The organism is Nocardia sp. NPDC056000, from assembly GCF_042269265.1.
Lineage (GTDB): Bacteria > Actinomycetota > Actinomycetes > Mycobacteriales > Mycobacteriaceae > Nocardia.
The window spans coordinates 33,126-52,624 of record NZ_JBHJXS010000011.1; the positions used below are offsets into that span (position 1 = coordinate 33,126).

Annotated in this window: 17 protein-coding genes; 10 read left to right on the top strand and 7 right to left on the bottom strand. The window is 67.1% G+C overall.

The genetic code is table 11. The features are described from left to right. Positions 1–23 precede the first annotated feature (23 nt). From ACFC4D_RS29775 to ACFC4D_RS29785, 3 genes are all read right to left on the bottom strand, one after another. Positions 24–1,094: a 2-aminoethylphosphonate ABC transporter substrate-binding protein gene (locus ACFC4D_RS29775; RefSeq protein ID WP_375954584.1), complete on the bottom strand. Its 1,071-nt coding sequence runs from the start codon at positions 1,092–1,094 to the stop codon at positions 24–26. A gap of 95 nt (positions 1,095–1,189) precedes the next feature. After that, on the bottom strand, positions 1,190–1,873 hold the full coding sequence (locus ACFC4D_RS29780; protein ID WP_375954582.1) for a phosphonatase-like hydrolase: 684 nt from the start codon (positions 1,871–1,873) through the stop codon (positions 1,190–1,192). Between the two features lie 15 nt (positions 1,874–1,888). Next, positions 1,889–3,004: a TIGR03364 family FAD-dependent oxidoreductase gene (locus ACFC4D_RS29785; protein WP_375954581.1), complete on the bottom strand. Its 1,116-nt coding sequence runs from the start codon at positions 3,002–3,004 to the stop codon at positions 1,889–1,891. A 98-nt stretch (positions 3,005–3,102) separates the two neighbouring features. Here ACFC4D_RS29785 and ACFC4D_RS29790 point away from each other — a divergent pair, with 98 nt between their 5' ends. Continuing rightward, the gene (locus ACFC4D_RS29790) at positions 3,103–3,828 is read left to right on the top strand and encodes a GntR family transcriptional regulator (RefSeq protein WP_375954579.1); all 726 of its coding nucleotides are present in this window, start codon (positions 3,103–3,105) and stop codon (positions 3,826–3,828) included. A 76-nt stretch (positions 3,829–3,904) separates the two neighbouring features. On the opposite strand, the gene ACFC4D_RS29795 is transcribed toward ACFC4D_RS29790, so the two are convergent. After that, on the bottom strand, positions 3,905–4,216 hold the full coding sequence (locus ACFC4D_RS29795) for a hypothetical protein (RefSeq protein ID WP_376068279.1): 312 nt from the start codon (positions 4,214–4,216) through the stop codon (positions 3,905–3,907). A gap of 95 nt (positions 4,217–4,311) precedes the next feature. Beyond that, the gene (locus tag ACFC4D_RS29800) at positions 4,312–4,980 is read right to left on the bottom strand and encodes a TetR family transcriptional regulator (protein ID WP_375954575.1); all 669 of its coding nucleotides are present in this window, start codon (positions 4,978–4,980) and stop codon (positions 4,312–4,314) included. Between the two features lie 161 nt (positions 4,981–5,141). On the opposite strand from ACFC4D_RS29800, the gene ACFC4D_RS29805 reads away from it, so the two are divergent. Further along, positions 5,142–6,686 (top strand): LVIVD repeat-containing protein, encoded by a 1,545-nt coding sequence (locus tag ACFC4D_RS29805; RefSeq protein WP_376068281.1) that lies wholly within the window; start codon positions 5,142–5,144, stop codon positions 6,684–6,686. Between the two features lie 45 nt (positions 6,687–6,731). Further along, positions 6,732–8,327 carry a GMC oxidoreductase gene (locus tag ACFC4D_RS29810; protein ID WP_376068282.1) on the top strand — a complete coding sequence of 532 codons (1,596 nt, stop codon included), beginning with the start codon at positions 6,732–6,734 and terminating at the stop codon, positions 8,325–8,327. A 20-nt stretch (positions 8,328–8,347) separates the two neighbouring features. Here ACFC4D_RS29810 and ACFC4D_RS29815 read toward each other — a convergent pair whose 3' ends face one another. Further along, entirely contained in the window at positions 8,348–9,361 is a 1,014-nt protein-coding gene (locus tag ACFC4D_RS29815) for an LLM class flavin-dependent oxidoreductase (RefSeq protein ID WP_376068284.1), read from the bottom strand. 121 nt (positions 9,362–9,482) lie between these two features. On the opposite strand from ACFC4D_RS29815, the gene map reads away from it, so the two are divergent. The 3 genes from map (at position 9,483) to ACFC4D_RS29830 (ending at position 12,912) form a co-directional block, all read left to right on the top strand. Then, a complete protein-coding gene (gene map, locus ACFC4D_RS29820) occupies positions 9,483–10,346 on the top strand; it encodes a type I methionyl aminopeptidase (protein ID WP_376068285.1) in 864 nt (287 codons plus the stop codon). Positions 10,347–10,383: 37 nt separating this feature from the next. Further along, positions 10,384–11,961, top strand: coding sequence for a cobyric acid synthase (locus tag ACFC4D_RS29825; protein WP_376068287.1), 1,578 nt, complete (start codon positions 10,384–10,386; stop codon positions 11,959–11,961). A gap of 387 nt (positions 11,962–12,348) precedes the next feature. Continuing rightward, positions 12,349–12,912 (top strand): alpha/beta hydrolase, encoded by a 564-nt coding sequence (locus ACFC4D_RS29830; RefSeq protein ID WP_375954564.1) that lies wholly within the window; start codon positions 12,349–12,351, stop codon positions 12,910–12,912. A 60-nt stretch (positions 12,913–12,972) separates the two neighbouring features. On the opposite strand, the gene ACFC4D_RS29835 is transcribed toward ACFC4D_RS29830, so the two are convergent. Then, the gene (locus tag ACFC4D_RS29835) at positions 12,973–14,022 is read right to left on the bottom strand and encodes an alpha/beta hydrolase (RefSeq protein WP_376068288.1); all 1,050 of its coding nucleotides are present in this window, start codon (positions 14,020–14,022) and stop codon (positions 12,973–12,975) included. Between the two features lie 233 nt (positions 14,023–14,255). Between ACFC4D_RS29835 and mqo the strand changes: the two genes are divergently transcribed. From mqo to cobO, 4 genes are all read left to right on the top strand, one after another. After that, positions 14,256–15,722, top strand: a complete 1,467-nt coding sequence (mqo, locus tag ACFC4D_RS29840; protein ID WP_376068680.1) for a malate dehydrogenase (quinone) — start codon at positions 14,256–14,258, stop codon at positions 15,720–15,722. An 18-nt stretch (positions 15,723–15,740) separates the two neighbouring features. Further along, positions 15,741–16,193, top strand: a complete 453-nt coding sequence (locus ACFC4D_RS29845; RefSeq protein ID WP_364630803.1) for a GNAT family N-acetyltransferase — start codon at positions 15,741–15,743, stop codon at positions 16,191–16,193. A 180-nt stretch (positions 16,194–16,373) separates the two neighbouring features. After that, complete coding sequence (locus tag ACFC4D_RS29850) at positions 16,374–18,539, top strand: magnesium chelatase subunit D family protein (RefSeq protein ID WP_376068289.1); 2,166 nt, start codon at positions 16,374–16,376, stop codon at positions 18,537–18,539. A gap of 310 nt (positions 18,540–18,849) precedes the next feature. Further along, positions 18,850–19,470 (top strand): cob(I)yrinic acid a,c-diamide adenosyltransferase, encoded by a 621-nt coding sequence (cobO, locus tag ACFC4D_RS29855; protein WP_376068290.1) that lies wholly within the window; start codon positions 18,850–18,852, stop codon positions 19,468–19,470. Positions 19,471–19,499 lie beyond the last annotated feature (29 nt).

Here is a 19,499-nt window from a genome sequence, read left to right on the forward strand (position 1 = left end):
TTGCTGCTCCTGTGGTCGGGCGATTAGCTGCCGGTGGCCTTCGTGTACGCGGCGACATCGGTGTCGAGCGAATCGAGCACCGCGTTCCAATCCGGGTGCACCACATCGACATTGCGCACCAGCGAGGCCGGGGACACGGTGTTGCCGGTGGGCGCCGGGGCGTCCTTGAGATCGGTGCGCGCCGAGACGGCGTTGGCATCGGTCAGGGTCTTCTGCACATCGGCCGAGAGCAGGTAGGTCATCAGCTTCTTACCGGCGTCCGAATGCGGAGCGCCCTTGGCCAGGCCCATCAGGTAGGGCAGCGCCACGGTGGACTGCTTACCGTCGGCGGTGGCCGGGAAGAAGACGTTGAACTTGGAGCCCTTGTCCTTGATGGTCGCCAGGTTCATCTGCACATCGCCGTTGGCGATGAGGATCTCGCCCTTGTCGACCTTGGCCTGCAGCTTGCCGGTGGAGGAGGACGGGCCGACATTGTTGGCCTGCAGCTTGGCGAGGTAGTCCAGCGCGCCCTGCTTGCCGTAGAGCTGCTGCAGCAGGATCAGCACGGCGGTGCCGTCACCGGCCTGGCCGGGGGTGGAGTACTGGATCTTGCCCTTGTAATCGGGCTTGAGCAGATCGTCCCAGGTCACCTTGGCGGCCTCGACGGTCGGGTTGGCGATGAAGCAGAGGTAGTTGCCCGCCAGGCTTACCCAATTGCCCGCCGCGTCCTTCTCGCTGGCCGGGAACGCGCCCAGATCGACGCCGCTGGCCTGCAGCAGATTCGACTTGGCGGCCTTCTGCATGAACGGCGGCAGCGTCACGATGACATCGGCCTGCGGGTTGGACTGTTCCTTCTCCACGCGGTTCACGACCTCGCCGGAGCCGGCCTCGACCAGGTTCACCGAAATACCGGTCTGGTCCTTGAACTTCGCGAACTGGGTCTTGTACCAGTCGCCGACACCGTCGGCGGAGTAGACGGTGACGGTCTTGCCGTCGCTCGAATCGCTGCCGGTGCCGCCGCAGGCGGTGAGGCTGAACGCGACCGCGGTGGCGGAGGTGAGAATGAGAGCGGTACGGGCGATGGTGCGTGCGAGGCGGTTGTTCTTATTACGCACGGTGACTGCAACTTTCAGTTCGTGGGGAGGTGTCGAGTCGAAGGGACGGGGGGTGTACCCGCCGCCCCCTCATGGATGCGGCGGAATCCTGGGGATCAGCCCTTGGTGAGCAGCAGTGCGGCGAAGTCGACCACCGACGGCACCACATGCGTCGCGCCCGCGGCGCGCAGCTGTTCCTCGTTATGCGCGCCGGTCAGCGTGCCCGCGACGATGCGCGCGCCCGCGGCCAGCCCGGTGCCGATATCGCTGGACGTATCGCCCAGTACCGCAACGCGATCCACGGCGTCGATGCCCAGGCGCAGCAGCGCGGTCAGCACCATGTCCGGGTAGGGGCGGCCGCGTCCGGCATCGGACGGGGCCAGGGTGAGATCGGCGATATCGTTCCAGCCCAGCGCGTTCAGCAGTTTGTCCTGGGTTTCGCGGCTGAAGCCGGTGGTCAGCGCCACCTTGATACCGGCCTTGCGCAGCGCCGAAATGGCTTCCTCCGCACCGGGAATCGGCGTGACACCGGCATCGGCGAATTCGGCGTAGGCGGCCTCGAAGGCGGTATTGGCCTGCTGCGCGCGGTCCTCGTCACCGAGCAGCGCCCGGAAGACCACGATCTTGGACTGGCCCATGGTGTCGATCACGTACTGCCGGGCGGCCTCGCGTTCGGGGCCCTGCTCCGGAATGCCCGCGCTGGTGGCGGCCACATCGAAGGCGCGGATCACCAGCCCGTCATCGGCGACGGTGGTACCGGCCATATCCAGTACCGCGAGATCGATCTGCTTGTAGGACAACTGTTTTCCTTAAAGTCAGAGGTTGAGCAGGTCGGCGGTTTCCTCGCCGAGCGCGGGGCCGAGCGTCATACCGCGGCCACCCGGACCGGTGATCACCCAGACGTTGTCGGCGGCCTGCGCGCGGGTCACGATCGCGCCCGGATCGATGGACTGGCTGTACACGCCAGCCCAGCGCCGCACCACCTGCGGGAGTTTGCGGCCGAGCAGTTCCTCGGCGACGGTGACCAGGTGCTCGTACGGCGCCTCGTCCACATCGAAGTTGAACGGCTCGTCGTATTCGTGGGTGTCACCGATGGTGAGCCCACCGTGCAGGCGCTGTACACACAGCAGCTGCATCTTGTGCTGCGCGGCCGTGAACGGCTGCGCCTCTTCGTTATTGAGACGATCGAGCTCCGGCCCCTGGAAGGCGGGGTAGTAGCGGAAGCTGTCGCCGTCGGCGAAGGCCGTGGTGAGCGGTTCGCCCAGCGGCGCGGTCTGCATCATCTGCAACCGCACCCGCCGCACCGGGATATCGCCGACGAGTTCGCGGGTCAGACCCGAATGCGCCGCACCCGGGCAGGAAATCACCAGATCGCCTTCGTGGCGGCGGCCGCGATCATCGAGCACGGTGGTGCCGGTGATGCTCCGCGCCTCGGTGCCGCCGAAGAAGGTGTAGCGCCCGGTGGCCTCCATATAGCGGCGCAGCGCGGGCAGCGCCTGCCGGGACTCCACCGCGCCGTCCTTCGAACAGTGCAGTCCGGCAACGAATTTGCCGCGCAGGGCCGGGTTGACCTTGCGCACCGCGTCCGGATCCAGCAGTTCGAAACCGCGTTCGGCGGCCGACGGGTTGCGCATGGCCGCCTCGGCGACGGCGAGTTCGTTCTCGGTGCGCACCAGCGTCATGGATCCGGCGGGCCGGAATCCGACGCCGGGCACCTTACCGCCGATCTCCTCCCACAGCTGGCGCGAGCGCAGCGTGATGTCGAGTTCGTTCGCGCTGCGGCCGGACACCCACACCAAACCGAAATTGCGGACGGTGGCGCCGCGCGCCTCCACCTCGCGTTCCAGTTGGATGACTTCGTGGCCGCGTCCGATCGCGGCGAGGGCGTGGGCGGTGCCGAGAATTCCTCCGCCGATGATGACCAATCGCATGGGACTCATGGTGGCCAATGGTCTAGACCTAGGAGTGTTTCGTGTGCAAACGCTAGGTTAACAATTGGTATAGACCAATCTTGTGTACATTGATGGGCATGGACACAACGGACGTTGCCGGGGTGGGCGCCCGTATACCGAAGTCGTACCGAGTGCGCACCGAACTCGAAGCGCTGCTCGGCGAACTCAATGAGGGCGATCCGCTGCCGTCGGAACGCGATCTCGCGCTGCGCTGCGGCGTGGCCCGCGAGACGGTTCGCCAGGCGGTGCGAGAGTTGTTGGTGGAGGGCAGGATTCGCCGCCAGGGTCGCGGCACGGTGGTCTCCCGCCCGAAGATGGTGCAGCCCTTGACCTTGCGCTCCTATACCGAGGGCGCGCTCAAATTCGGCCGCACGCCGGGGCGTCTACTCGTGGCGTGGACCGATATCCCCGCCGATCCGGACACCGCCCACGATCTCGAACTGACTCCGGGCACGCCGGTCATGCACCTGGAGCGGATACTGCTCGCCGACGGTGAACGTATCGGCCTGGAAAGCACATTCATGCCGCTGGACCGCTTCGCCGTACTGCGCGACTTCTACGAACCGCAGACCTCGCTGTATGCCGCCACCCGCGCCATGGGCGTCGCCTACGCCTCGGCCACCGAACGCATCGAAACGGTGCTGGCCTCACCGCGCGAGGCCGCACTGCTGGAATGCACCACCGCCCTGCCCATGCTGCTGCTGCACCGCCGCAGCGTGGACACCGACGGCACCCCGATAGAGCGGGTCCGCTCGCTCTATCGGGGCGACCGCATCGCCTTCCAGGCCACCCTCACCGACTGACCTCGCAGCTTGCCGAATCCGTGTGCGCAGTCACGAAATCCTGGCGCGCACAAGGGGTTCGGGTTATCGGAAGCTGTCAGGCGCAGGCGCGGTTGAGTTCATCGGTGACCGCGGCCAGGTCGGTGATCTCGGGATCGCGCAACGCATCCACATAGGCGGAGATGCTGTCGCGCTCGGCGCCACCGGCGACGACCAGCAATCCGGAAAGCCGGTCGGCAAGGGCTGCCGTCGTGTCCGCATCGAGTCCCGCCGGGCTGTCGATCGCGGTGTTGATCAGCTCGATCGCCTTCGAGCACACCGGCGAACCCGCGTGAGCCGCCGGTCCCGGGATGATGACCGAACCGAGCACACCGGCGCCGAGCAGCACGCCGGCAAGAATCTTCGACATTTTGACCTCTACTACTGAACAGGGATAGGACGAGCGTCCTCGACGGTAGGCAGATTAAGCGCTTCCCGGTATCGGGCATATGTCCTAATTGTCGGCTATCGCGCCGAGCCGTCCTGGCGCGTACCCATTTGGCCGAGTGTGGTGGAGATATTGGCCAGGGCGGGGTGCTGGGGTGTCGGGGTGGCCGATCGGGTGGTCGCCGCGGATTCGTTATCGGCGGTGAGGCGGTAGACCGTGCGCTCCAGGATGGGCAGGATGGCGGTGATTTCCAGTGTGCCGCCGGCGAATCGGGCGATCAGGGCCATCACCATATTGGGCAGGATCAGGGCGATGTCCTCGATGTAGGACTGGTCCAGATCGCGCAGCGCCGCCTCGGCGATGGGGAGGATGGCCGAGACGCCCTGGACGTCCAGGCGATGGCCGCCGGGGGCGGTGCGGGCGTGGTGATACGCCTCGAGCATGGTGGGGTGCTTCTCCCAGGGCTCGAACACGCAGCGCAGCACGCGGGTCATGGCATCGCGCACCGATTCGCCGGGGCTGACGGGCGCCACCTCGGCGTAGGTGTGCTCGGTCATCCACTGTTCGAGGGCGGACACGATGAGTTCGTCGCGGGTGGGGAAGAGCTTGTAGACCTTGGTGAGCGAGACGTGCGCGCGGCTCGCGACGGTGCGCAATTGCACGCCGTCGTAGCCGTTCTCGGCCAGCAGTTCCAGGACCACGGCGATTATCCGCGTATATGCGTCCGGCTCTTGATCTTTACCCACCCCATCATGGTAACTTCGTTACTGGTAACCCAGTTACCGGCGAGGGTTCACATCCGGAACCCGATCGGCGGGCGCACGCCCCGAGGACCTCTCGGCGGGCGAACCGTACTGTGGCTCAACGCATTACGAAAGGCTGCCCGCGGCGTCGCGGGACCGTGCCCATGACTTCATTCCTCAGGCCGCTACTGCGGCGATCCTTCATCTTCGGGGCCGCGCTCGCGCTGCTGCCGATCAGCGCCGCCTCCGGACAATGGCCCTCGGGGTCCTCCGGCGGGAATTCCACGGTGGCACGGGCGAATTGCGGGCCCGGCTCGAATCCGGAGACCGGCATGCAGGGCGATGTGCCCGCCGCCGACCGCGACAGCGGGCGCAGCCGGGACGGCTACACGTGCAATATCCGGCGGCTCGGCAACTACGCGGGCCGGGGCGGCGGTATCACCTCGGTGAGCTTCGAGCACTGCACCTATATCGGCACCTTCTTCCCCGGCGATCTGCTCGGCCCGGTGCAGGGCGTGCAGGTGCTCGACGTCTCCGATCCGGCGAATCCGGTGCTGACGGCGAATCTCGACGAGCCCGCCATGCGAGCGGGGACCTGGGAAAGCTTGAAGGTCAACGAAACTCGCAAACTGCTGGTCGGCGCGGGCGTACCCGCACTGACCGGTGCGGGACTGCTGTCGATCTACGACATCTCCGATTGCGCGCATCCGCGGCTGCTCAATCCGGGGCCGGGCACCGATCTGCGGCTGCCGCTGCCGGTCACCTCGCATGAGGGCGGGTTCTCACCGGACGGCAACACCTACTGGAGTTCCGGTGTCGCACCGGGTTTGGTGTCCGCCGTGGATATCTCCGATCCCGCCGCACCGCACGTGGTGTGGCAGGGATTGCAGGGCTTGTCCATGCACGGCTTCGGCTTCGCGGCCGACGGCAATCGCATGTACCTGGCCAATAACTTCGGCGGACTCAACGTGCTCGATATCAGTGCGGTGCAGCGGCGAGATCCCAATCCGCAAGTGCCGCAGCTGGCTTCGATGACCTGGACCGACGGCTGGGCGACCCAGCACGATATCCCGGTGACTATCGGTGGCACGCCCTACGTGCTCACCGTCGACGAAGCGGGCTCGGGTGGGGTGAAGTTCATCGATATCTCCGATGAACGCAATCCGCGCATCGTCAACTCCATCAAGCTCGAGATCAATCAGCTCGTCAACCAAGACAGCATGCTCGCCTCCGCCTCGGGCGGATCGCTGTTCGGCTATGACGCGCACTACTGCGCCGCCGATCGCCCGATCGATCCCACCGCACTGGCCTGCGGCTGGACCTCCTCCGGCATAAGGGTTTTCGATATCCGCGACCCGCACGACATTCGCGAGATCGCCTACTACAACCCGCCCGCGCGCACCGGGAACAACACCGAACTGTGGAACTCACCGCACGCGCTGGCCTCGATCATCGGCCCGCCGCTGCTCGCCGCTCCGACCATCGCACAGGCGGTCATCGCCGGGCAGTTCGACCTGTCGCAGGCGCAGAGCTCGCGCACCGGCAGGATCGCGCTCGGCGACCTGTCCACCGACTGGTGCTTCTCCGCGCCGGAATGGCGCGGCAATCAACTCTGGACCACGTGCGCGGACAACGGATTCCTGGCCCTCGAGCTGGACCCCGCTGTCTACAGTCCGCCCGCCGATCAGCACTCCACCATAGGTTCCTGACCACCCAGCGGCACAACACTTTCCGCACATTTTCGAAGGTTTCGCATGCCCGTACTCTCGCGCCGCTCACTGCTGCTCGGCGCAACCGCCGCCGGAGCTGTGCTCGTCGGATCCCGGAATATCAACGCGCGCAACGGCATAGCTGCTCGTGTCAACAGCGTACCGCTGACCCGCGAGGAACATCGCGTCGTGGTTGTCGGCTCCGGTTTCGGCGGTGGCGTCACCGCGCTGCGCCTGGCCGAAGCGGGCGTTCAGGTGCTGCTGCTGGAGCGCGGCATGCGCTGGCCCACCGGGCCGAACGCGGAGACCTTCCCGCGTGCGTCCGCGCCGGACAAGCGCATGCTGTGGTACCGCTCGAGCCCCGAACTATTCGGTAGGCCAGTGGCTTTCGAGCCGTACACCGGCCTGGTGGAAGCCGTGCCCGGCGAGAATATGACGGCCCTGTGCGCGGCCGGTCTCGGCGGCGGCTCGCTGATCTACCAGGGCATGTCACTCCAGCCCACGGAGTCGGTGTTCAACACCCATTTCCCGGAGCAGTTGGACTGGGCGGCCATGAATCGCGTGCACTATCCGCGCGCGGCCCGCATGCTGGGCCTCGCGGTCGCACCCGACGAGCTCGTAGACAGCCCCAATTACGCCGCCGCCCGCTATTTCGCCGATCGGGTCCGGCAGGCGGGGCTGCCGCTCTCCAAGATCCCCATGCCCATCGACTGGAACTTCGCCCTCGCCGAACTGCGCGGGGAGATGAAACCGTCGTACACGAACGGCGACGGCGCGATGGGCGTCAACAACGGCGGCAAGCATTCGGTCGACGTCACCTACCTGGCCGCCGCCGAAGCCACCGGCCGCGTGAATATTCAAACCCTGCACCAGGTTTCGGATATCGAACGCGCCCCCGACGGCCGCTGGACCCTGCACGTCCAACAGCTCGACACCGCCGGAACCGTCATCGCCGACAAACTCATCACCACCCCCGCCCTGGTGCTGTCGGCGGGCAGCCTCAACACCACCAGACTCCTCATGCGCGCGGGCGCGAAGGGTCATATCCCCGACCTCCCCGAGGGACTGGGCCAAGGCTGGGGCACCAACGCCGACCGCATCTACATCTGGACCGATCCCAACGCGAATTTCGGTACCGCACAGGGCGGTCCGGTCGTCTACGGCTCACTCAACTGGGACGACCCGCACACCGCGCATACCGTCATCCAGGCTTCCATCCCACCGCTGCCCATGGACCCGAAGAGCACCATGATGGTCGGCTACGGCGTCAGTGACGGCCGGGGTCACTTCACCTACGACTCCGCCACCGACGACGCCACCCTGCACTGGCCCGCCGACGGCGATGCCTTCATCCAGGACAACCGCATCGGCCCCACCACCCGCCGAATCGCGGGCCCCGCAAGCACTCTCACCGACACCAACGCCGCATTCCCCTCCACCTGGCATCCACTCGGCGGCGCGAGCATGGGCACCGTCTGCGACCTGAACGGCAGAGTCCTGGGCCAGCGCGGCCTTTACGTTCTCGACGGTGCCCTCATGCCGGGCAATACCGCCGCCTGCAACCCGTCCCTGACCATCGCGGCCGTGGCCGAACGTGCGCTCGACGCCCTGGTCGCCCAGGACGTCGGCGCGGTGATCTGAAGCGGGACAGGCGATTACGCTCAGCGGACCTGCGGGGCCACCTTCTCGCCGAGCAGTTCGATATTGCGCAGCACCTTCTCGTGCGGCAGGGTGCCCACGCTGGTGTGCAGCATGAAGCGGTCCAGGCCGAGATCGTCGCGGACCTTGGCGATCTTGCCCGCCACGTAGTCGGGGGTGCCGACGAACAGAGAACCGCTCTGCGAGCGCAGCGCCGCGAACTGCTCGCGGGTCATCGGGCCCCAGCCGCGTTCGCGGCCGATACCGGACATGGCGCGGGCGTAGGGGGCGTAGAAGTCCGCGACCGCCTGCTCATCGGTTTCCGCGACATAGCCGTGCGCGTGCACCGCCACCGGCTGCTTCTCATGCCCGCCCTGCTCCAGTGCCTTGTGGTACAGCTCCACCAGCGGTTTGAAACGCGCGGGCTGGCCGCCGATGATCGCGATGGCCAGCGGCAGGCCCAAAAGCCCTGCGCGGACCACGGATTCGGGGCTGCCGCCGACGGCGATCCAGACCGGCAGCGGCCGGTTCTCGGTGCGCGGGTAGACGATGGCGTCGGTCAGCGGGGCACGGAAATTGCCCTCCCAGGTGACCGGGCCCTCCTCGCGGATCTTCAGCAGCAGTGCCAGCTTCTCCTCGAAGAGTTCGTCGTAATCGGACAGGTCGTAGCCGAACAGCGGGAACGATTCGATGAACGAGCCGCGGCCCGCCATGAGTTCGGCTCGGCCGTTGGACAATCCGTCCAGGGTGGAGAAGTCCTGATAGGCCCGCACCGGATCAGCCGAGCTGAGCACCGTCACCGCACTGGTGAGCTGGATGCGCTCGGTGCGCGAGGCGATGGCGGCCAGCACCACGGCGGGGGAGGAGGCGGCGAAATCCTTGCGGTGGTGTTCGCCCACGCCGTACACATCGAGTCCGGCCTGTTCGGTGACCACGGCCTCCTCGACCACCTGGCGCAGTCGTTCGCCCGCGGTCGGCACCGGGCCGTCCCCGCCGACGGGGTGCGTCTCGGCGAATGTCGTCAGTCCCAGTTCCACGGCGTACGCACCTTCCAATGTTGTTTCCAAGTCAACCTGTGAGCTTAAACGGACCGTAGTCCGGAAACATTCCGCGCAGCTCGGGGAGAGTCGCCCGCATCGGCCGGATAGTCTTGTTCTCATGTCAGTGCGCACCCGCCAACCCCTCGTTCCCGGCACCCAATCGCCCATTCGTGAGGTGCCCAAGTCCATCGAGCGGCCCGAGTACGTCTGGAAGAAGACGGCCAAGGAGGGCAACGAGCCCTGGGTGCAGACGCCCGAAACCATCGAGGCCATGCGCATCGCGAGCAAGCTCGCCGCACAGGCCCTGGAAGAGGCGGGCAAGGCGGTCGCCCCCGGCGTCACCACCGATGAGCTCGACCGCATCGTGCACGAATACCTGATCGACAATGGCGCCTACCCGTCGACGCTGGGCTACAAGGGCTTCCCCAAGTCCTGCTGCACCTCGCTCAATGAGGTCATCTGCCACGGCATTCCGGACTCCACCGTCATCGAGGACGGTGACATCGTCAATATCGACGTCACCGCGTTCATCGGCGGCGTACACGGCGACACCAACAAGACCTACCTCGCGGGCGATGTCGACGAAGAGGTGCGGCTGCTCGTCGAGCGCACCGAAGAGGCCACGCTGCGCGCCATCAAGGCCGTCAAGCCGGGCCGGGCGCTCAATGTCATCGGCCGCGTCATCGAGTCCTACGCCAACCGCTTCGACTACGGCGTGGTGCGCGACTTCACCGGCCACGGCGTCGGCCCCACCTTCCACAGCGGCCTGGTGATCCTGCATTACGACCAGCCCGCCGTCGAATCCGAAATCGAAACCGGCATGACCTTCACCATCGAGCCCATGATCAACCTCGGCGGCATCGACTACGAGATCTGGTCCGACGGCTGGACCGTGGTCACCAAGGACCGCAAGTGGACGGCCCAGTTCGAGCACACCCTGGTCGTCAACGAGAACGGCGCTGAAATCCTCACCCTGCCGTGAGTTCGGCTGCCGCCGGATTCGTGATCGGGCAGCGCGCGTGAAAGGCGCGCTGCTGATCGCGGGCACCACCTCCGACGCCGGGAAAAGCGTTGTCGTGGCCGGGCTCTGCCGCATGCTGGCCCGGCGCGGGATGCGGGTCGCGCCGTTCAAGGCGCAGAACATGTCGAACAACTCCGTCGTCACCCTGGACGGCGGGGAGATCGGGCGCGCCCAGGCATTGCAGGCGCGAGCGTGCGGGCTGGAACCGAGCGTGCGCTTCAATCCGGTGCTGCTCAAGCCCGGCAGCGACCGCCGCTCCCAACTCGTGGTGCGCGGCAAGGCAATCGACACCGTGGGTGCCAAGGACTACTTCCGGCATCGCACCGAATTGCGCGCCATCGTCGCCGAGGAATTGGCGTCCCTGCGCGCCGAATTCGACGTGGTCATCTGCGAGGGTGCGGGCTCACCCGCCGAAATCAACCTGCGCGCAACCGATCTCGCGAACATGGGACTGGCCCGGGCCGCGGACCTCCCGGTCCTGCTGGTCGGCGATATCGATCGCGGTGGCGTGCTCGCCCACCTCTTCGGCACCGTCGCCATCCTGGAACCCGAAGACCAGCAACTCATCTCGGGCTACATCATCAATAAATTCCGCGGCGACGTCGACCTGCTCCGCCCCGGCCTGGATCAGCTCACCGAGCTGACCGGCCGCCCCACCCTCGGCGTCATCCCCTTCGCAGAAGACCTCTGGATCGATGCCGAGGACTCCCTGGGCACCATCGCGGACGCCCCTGTAGGCCGCTCCCAGCCCCCACTGGGTAGGGACTGGCTTACAGTGGCCGCCATCCGCCTACCCCGCATCTCCAACTCCACCGACGTGGAAGCCCTCGCCTGCGAACCGGGCGTCTCCGTCCGCTGGGTCACCGACCCCTCCCGCCTCGCCGGAGCCGACCTGGTGGTGCTGCCCGGCAGTAAATCCACCGTCGGCGACCTGGAATGGTTGCGCCGCACCGGAATAGCCGCCGCCCTCCAGGAGCGAGCAACCCGCGGCGGCCCCATCCTCGGCATCTGCGGCGGCTACCAAATGCTCGCCCGCACCATCGACGACCGAGTCGAATCCGCGGCGGGCACCGTCGAGGGCCTCGGCCTCCTCGACCTGGACATCGAATTCGCCGACCCGAAGGTCCTGCGCCGCAGTACTGGTCACGCTCTCGGTTACGGCAGCACGGATAGCGGCGTGAGCGATGAGACGGACATCCGGCCCATCGCGGAGACCGCCGCAATTCCGGTGCACGGCTACGAGATTCACCACGGCCGTGTACGCCACAACGGCGACCGGCCTTGGCTCGAACTCGACGGCGTCCCCGAAGGCAGTGTGCGCGGGGCGATCTGGGGCACCCACCTGCACGGCGCACTCGAATCCGACGAATTCCGCCGCGCCTTCCTCCGTGACGTGGCGTCCCACTCCACCGCCGATTTCATTGTCGCCGAAAACATCTCGGTCGCCCAGGTCCGAGCCACCCAACTCGACCTACTCGCCGACCTCATGGAGAAGTACCTCGACCTCCCCGCCCTCGAGCGCCTCATCGACACCGGCGCACCCCCGAACCTCCCAACCCTCACGGTCAGCCGCTGAATATCCCCGACTCGTGCGGTCTGTCGGTGCGCACCACGTGCGAATCCTCGATCACCGCACGGGAGCCGGTGTGATCGGCCGCATACGGAGGACTCTCGACCCGGAGGCCGTCTGAGTTTTCGCGCGGCGCGAGTCCCTCGGTGGTGGTCCCGGCCTTCCCCGGGGTGGGGTCGGTGTCGCACGGCACATGTGACTTTCGGCCGGGGTTCGCGTGGCGGCCGACACGTGGGAAGGGTTGGCCGACAGGCGAATCAGTGGTCTGTGCCACTTGGGCGGCCCGGTTTTCGGGAATTCGGCGCGGATCCGTCGAGGTCGCGGTGACGGCGATCACAGCAATCCGGGCGACACGCGTTCGGGGCGTTTGCGCGCCGTGTAGCGTGACTCGATATGGAATCTCGGCGGATCACGGTCGGTGACCGCGTATGGGCCGTGCGGGTCGGAGGCTCCGAATCCCGCCACCACGTGCTCCTACTTCCCGATGCGGGCGATCCGGCCGATGTATATGACCAGGTCTGTGCACGATTGCAGACCTCGGACCTGCGCACGATCGTCATCGAACCCGCGGACGGGCTCGATAACGCGGCGGTCTTCGGCATCCTCGACGAACTGAAGGTGCCCTGGGCGAACCTGGTCGGTGCGGGCACCGGCGCGGATCTGGCCTGGCAGCTGGCCGCGCGCGGCTTCGGCCGCTTCATGAGCCTCATCGCCGCGGGCAGCGGCCACCCGGCCGCCCCCGGCGCGGACGGCGCCATCGCGGACGCCACCTGCCCCCCGGTGGAAATCCCCACCACCCTGCTGGCCACCAAACGCCTGCCTCGCGCGGCCGCCGAAGCCTCCGGCCGCTACGTCTACGGCGAATTCCGCCTCGTCCCGGTCGATGTCACCGACGTTGCCACCGAAGCGGGCCACGAACTCGCCACCGAGATAGTCCTGCGCACCAGCTTCTGGTGACCCACCCCGCTCACTGACCGCGCCTCGAATCCGATGCGCGGTCAGCGGCTTTTCCGGGTCTTACGCCTTCGCCTGCGGCGACTCCGCCAGCCACGTCAGCCAGGAATCCAACTCCGCGAACGCCTGGGTGCGCGGCTGTTCCGAGGACAGGAACACGTCGTGACGTGCGCCTTCGATCGGCACGATATTGGTGCGATCGCCCAGGCAACCCGCCCAGCGCTGAATCTGCTTCACATCCAGCACCACGTCCGAGACATCGGCGGCCGGGCCGTACTTGGCCATGAACTTGGTCATCTTGGAGCGCAGCACCAGTGCGGGTACGCCGATATCGAGCCCGCGATGCACCCGGGCGTGCCCGCGCCGGATCGCCCGCAGCCAGCCCGCGTGAACGGCGAAGCCGCTCAACGGCTTCCAGTCCAGGTTGTAATCCCATTCCCCGGATACGGTGTTGTGCAGGCTGTCTCCGTAGGTGGTCGCCTTGCCCAGCGGCAGCGCGGTCAGCGCGCTCAACCGCCCGACCCCCTGCAACACCGCATTGCTCAGCGGGCTGCGGTAGTACGACGGCCCCTGCAGATCGAACCACGGGCTGTTCAGCACCAGCCCCGAAATCCCCTGTGCGCGAGACCCGCCCGCCGCGTTGAGCCGGTTCAGCCACAGCGAGGTGACCAGTCCGCCGGTCGAATGCCCCATCACGAGCACCGGCAGCCCGGTCTCCTCGCGAATGATCTTCAGGGATCGGTTCAGCTCCACGTCGTACAGCGCGAGATCGGTCACATAGTGCGGCGTCTGCCCGTCCCGGGTGGAGCGCCCGCACTTGCGCAGATCCAGCGCGTAGAACGCGATGCCCTGCGCCGCCATGTGCTCGGCGAGGTGCTCCTGGAAGAAGTAGTCGGTGAACCCGTGCACGTACAGCACGGCGCTGCTGGCCGCCGGCGCGGACGCGGGCGTGTAGCGGATCAGCGTGGCGAAGGCGTCGCCCTGCCCGTCCGGGTCCGGCCCGAGCGCCAGAGTCAGCTGCTGATAATCGGATCCGAGCACGTCGGGCTGCCAAACGCCCGCCGCGCCGGTCGATGCGGACGTGGTTGCGGTGGATGACGTATCAGAGGTCACATGGCCCAATGTAAACGGCGAAGGTGAAAAATGAGCGTGGAGGTATCTCTCACATTCGGCCTTTTCGCTGCCTGATTTCGGCGTGTCCAGGGGCACAATCGAAGTTAGGTGAACGACGGGTAACCTAACTGCCGCTGGGTTGCCCTACACAGACAAGGAAGTCGATCAACGCCGTGTCGAACAATGCTGCCACGATTGAAAAGACCGATGTAGTCCTCATCGGCGCAGGCATCATGAGTGCCACCCTCGGCGCACTGCTTCGACAGGTGCAGCCGGACTGGTCGATCTCGCTCTTCGAGCGTCTCGATGCCGCCGCCGCGGAGTCCAGCGATCCGTGGAACAACGCGGGCACCGGTCACTCCGCCCTCTGCGAGCTGAACTACACGCCGCAGAACGCCGACGGCTCGGTGGAGATCGCCAAGGCCATCGATATCAACGAGCGCTTCCAGGTGTCGCGCCAGTTCTGGTCGCATGCGGTCGAGAACGGCATCCTGGCCAATCCCTCGAACTTCATCAACCCCATCCCGCACGTGAGCTTCACGCACGGCGCGGACGGCGTGGAATACCTGCGTAAGCGCCAGGAGGCGCTGTCGCGGCATCCGCTGTTCGAGGGCATGGAGTACATCAACGACAAGGACGAGTTCGCGCGGCGACTACCGCTGATGTCCAAGGGTCGCGATTTCTCCGATCCGGTCGCGTTGAACTGGACCGACTACGGCACCGATATCGATTTCGGTGAGCTCACCAAGGAGCTGCTGGCGTACCTGGGCAAGTCCGGTGCGGATATCGCCTTCGGGCACGAGGTGAAGAACCTCACCAAGCAGTCCGACGGCTCCTGGCTGGTCAAGGTCCGTAACCTGCGCACCGGTAAGACCCGCGTCATCCACGCCAAGTTCGTCTTCGTCGGTGCGGGCGGCGGCGCGCTGCCGCTGCTGCAGAAGTCGGGCATCAAGGAGATCTCCGGTTTCGGAGGCTTCCCGGTGTCGGGTCTGTTCCTGCGCTGCAAGAACCCGGCCCTGATCGCCCAGCACGAGGCCAAGGTGTACGGCCAGGCTTCGGTCGGCGCGCCGCCGATGTCGGTGCCGCACTTGGACACTCGCGTCATCAACGGTGAGCGCGGGCTGCTGTTCGGCCCGTACGCGGGATGGACGCCCAAGTTCCTCAAGGACGGCAAGAACACCGATCTGTTCAAGTCGGTGAAGCCGAACAACCTGTTCTCCATGCTCGGCGTCGGCGTCACCGAACTGAGCCTGGTCAACTACCTGGTGGGCGAACTGCTCAAGTCCCAGGCCGGTCGTGTGGACGCGATGGCGGAGTTCCTGCCGCGCGCCGACGGCCACGACTGGGATCTGATCATCGCCGGTCAGCGCGTGCAGGTGATTCGCCGCAAGGGCGCGGGCGGTGTGCTCGAGCTCGGCACCGCGGTCGTCGCGGCCGAGGACGGCACCATCGCCGGTCTGCTCGGCGCTTCGCCGGGCGCGTCGACCTGTGTGAGCGCCATGCTCGATGTGATGAAGCGCTGCTTCCCGCGTGAATTCGGTTCGTGGGAGCCGAAACTCAAGGAAATGGTGCCCTCGCTCGGGGTCAAGCTGTCCGAGAATCAGGCGCTGTTCTCCGAGGTCTGGGATTGGTCGCAGAAGGCCCTGCACCTGGCCGACGCGAACACGCCGAACCATTCCGGGGTCGCTTCTCACGCCTAGGTGTGATAGCAACAATCGATGATGTCAACGGTTGCTCTCAAAAGGTCGTGGGCCCAGGATCTGGACACCTCGACTCTGTACAAGCTGTTGAAACTTCGCGTGGAGGTTTTCGTCGTCGAGCAGAAGTGCGCCTATCCCGAACTCGACGGTCTCGACCTCGGTCCGGAAACCCGGCACTTCTGGCTCGACGACGAGGGTGATGTCATCTGCACCCTCCGACTGCTCGAAGAGCATGACGACGGCGTGAAGTCCTTCCGCATCGGCCGCCTGTGCACCACCCCGGCGGCCCGCGGGCACGGCTACACCACCCGCGTACTGCAGGCGGCCCTCGCCGAAGCGGGATCGGGCGCGACGGTTCGCCTGAACGCCCAGACCTACCTGGTCGATATGTACACCAAGCACGGCTTCAAGATCGACGGCGAAGAGTACATCGAAGACGGCATCCCGCACATCCCGATGCGCCGAGGCTGAGACTTCAAGCCCCGCAACCGAATTCGGTTGCGGGGCTGTTTTTCCATCTGCCGGCCCGGGGTGCGGTGATCGGCGACGGCACGGCAATCGGGCCTGGCGACCCGGGGTGTGACCGGGCGGGACCGCGGGTGAGTGCGGGGTCATAGCCGGTTCGATGTGGCGCGCGCATAGAGTTGGGGTGTGGCGGTTTCCTCTGCGGTGTATACCGAATCCAAGCGCGCGGCCTCCGATATCGAGGCAGGCTTTCCGTTCTCGGCGGTCGTCGGGCAGGAACGGCTGCAGCTGGGATTGATTCTCTGCGCGGTGCACCCCGGTATCGGCGGTGTGCTGGTGCGCGGCGAGAAGGGGACCGCGAAATCGACCGTGGTGCGCGCGCTGGCGCAATTGCTGCCGCCCGTGGTGGATGAGAGTGGGGCGCGCCCGGCTCGGCTGGTGGAGTTGCCCGTGGGGGCCACCGAGGACCGCGTGGTCGGCTCGCTGGACCTGGAGCGGGTGCTGCGCGATGGCGAACAGGCGTTCAAGCCCGGTCTGCTGGCCGCGGCGCATCACGGCGTGCTGTACGTCGACGAGGTGAACCTGCTGCACGACCATCTGGTCGATGTACTGCTCGACGCCGCCGCCATGGGCCGCGTGCACATCGAACGCGACGGCGTATCGCATTCGCATCCGGCGCGATTCGTGCTCGTGGGCACCATGAATCCCGAGGAGGGCGAACTCCGGCCGCAGCTGCTGGACCGCTTCGGCCTCACCGTGGACGTCGTCGCCTCGCGCGATGTGGACACCCGCATGGCGGTGGTGCGCCGCCGCCTCGACTACGAGGCCGATCCGGCCGGATTCGCCGCGGATTACGCGCCCGCCGATCGTGAAGTGGCCGAACGCATTCTGACCGCGCGCGATCGGCTTCCCGCCGTCGCGCTCGACAATGTGGAACTGCGCCGTATCGCCGCGCTCTGCGCCACCTTCGATGTGGACGGTATGCGCGCGGACCTGGTCGTCGCCCGCACCGCCACCGCGCACGCCGCCTGGCGCGGCGGTGACGCGGTCACCGAGGCCGATGTGCGCATCGCCGCCGAACTCGCACTGCCGCATCGTCGTCGGCGCGATCCATTCGATGAACCGGGCATCAGCGAGGAACAGCTCGACGACGCCATGGCCAAGGCGGCTGAGGAAGCGGCTCGCGCCGGTGACGACCTGGGAAAAGGTGAAGCGGCTTCGCAGGATGCGGAGCCGCAGGACCTCGACCCGGATGATGATCCCGACGGTGGCGTCGAGGACCCGAATTCGCCTTTGAGTGAAGCGGATTCGGCGCAGGGCGCGAACACCGGGCCTGACGCGAGTGCGGATCCGGCGCGACCGGCACCCGATGGCGCGCAACAGGATTCGCTCGACACATCACAGGACGGGATGCTGCCGGACGGATCGGACGACACGCTTCCGGATGGGCCGCTCGACGATCCCACCGGACGCGACGCCGATGCCACCGAGTCCAATCGGAACCCGAACGGCGGCAAGGCATCCGCCCGCGAGGGCCGCTCCGCCGCCCCCGCCGGTTCGATCGCCAAACCCCCGCGCTGGGAGGTCCCCGGTGTAGGCGAGGGTGCTCCCGGCCGCCGTTCCCGCGCCCGCACCCGCCAGGGCCGCGTCGTGCGCGCCACCCCCGAAACCGGTACCGGCCTCCACCTGCTCGGCACCATCTTCGCCGCCGCCCCGCATCAGCGCGCTCGCGGCCGTATTTCCGGCCCGATCGAATTCGCCCCCGGCGATCTGCGCGGCGCGTATCGCGAAGGCCGCGAAGGCAATCTGGTCGTCTTCGTCGTCGACGCCTCCGGCTCCATGGCCTCGCGCGACCGTCTGGCCGCGGTCACCGGCGCCGTGGTGGCCCTGCTCCGCGACGCCTACCAGCGCCGCGACAAGGTCGCCGTGATCACCGTCCGGGGCGCGGACGCCGAACTCGTCCTGCCCCCGACCTCCTCGGTCGATATCGCCGTGCGCCGCCTGGCCGATATGCGCACCGGCGGCAAAACCCCACTCGCCCAGGGCCTCCTGAAGGCCCGCGAGGTCATTCACCGCGAACACGTGCGCGACCCGCACCGCCGCCCCATGCTCGTCATGCTCACCGATGGCCGCGCCACCGGCGGCCCGACCCCGGTCCCGCGCGCCCGCACCGCCGCCCGCCTGCTGGCCAACGAATCGGTCACCGCCATGGTCATCGATTGCGAACGCGGCATGATCCGCCTCGGCCTGGCTCGCGACCTCGCCCGTGATCTCCGCGCGGGCTACCTCCAACTCTCCGAACTCACCGGTGACTCGGTGGCGGGCGCGGTCCGGGCCACCCGCGCCGCCTGACCATTCGATCACGAGGGTGTCGCCCGAGAAGCGGGCTCGCTGCCTGCCAGGTGATCGTGCGGACCGGATCGCACCGCGCTGCACGCCCACAGCTCGTTGAGTAGCGAACGTTTGCGGGAACCTCCCGCTGGCATTGTTCGTCGTACCGATATGCGTGGTTTATCTGCTCTTCGGCGGGCTCCGGCGGATCGCGGTGGCGATCGCGCACGCGCTGAGCTGATCGCGCGCCCGGCGGCGGACTCGCACCGGGCATGTGGCACGGTGGGATGAGCGTTCGGCGCACGCCGCGCGGTGAGAGGAGTTCGATTCCATGCCTCAGGGTGTTCCGCTGGCCGAGAGCATTCCGGACGACGGGCTGACCACACGGCAGCGCCGGAATCTGCCGGTGCTGGCCGTGCATACCGGGCCGGGCAAGGGCAAGTCGACCGCGGCCTTCGGGATGGCGCTCCGGGCGTGGAATCAGGGCTTCGATGTAGCGGTGTTCCAGTTCGTGAAGAGCGCCAAATGGAAGGTCGGCGAGGAAGCCGCCTTCCGCACCCTCGGCACGCTGCACGAGGAGACCGGCGCGGGCGGCGCGGTGGAATGGCACAAGATGGGCGAGGGCTGGTCCTGGTCCCGCAAACCGGGCTCCGATGAGGACCATGCCGCCGCGGCCCTCGCGGGCTGGCAGGAAATCGCCCGCCGCATCGCCGCCGAACAGCACCGCTTCTACGTCCTCGACGAATTCACCTACCCCCTCAAATGGGGCTGGGTCGACGTCGACGAGGTGGTCGAAACCCTGCGCAACCGCCCCGGCAACCAGCACGTGGTCATCACCGGCCGCGACGCCCCGCAGGCCCTGCTCGACGTAGCCGACCTCGTCACCGAGATGACCAAGGTCAAGCACCCCATGGACGCGGGCCGCAAGGGCCAGCGCGGTATCGAATGGTGAGCGCGATCCAAAGGCGCGCAAGCGATTTC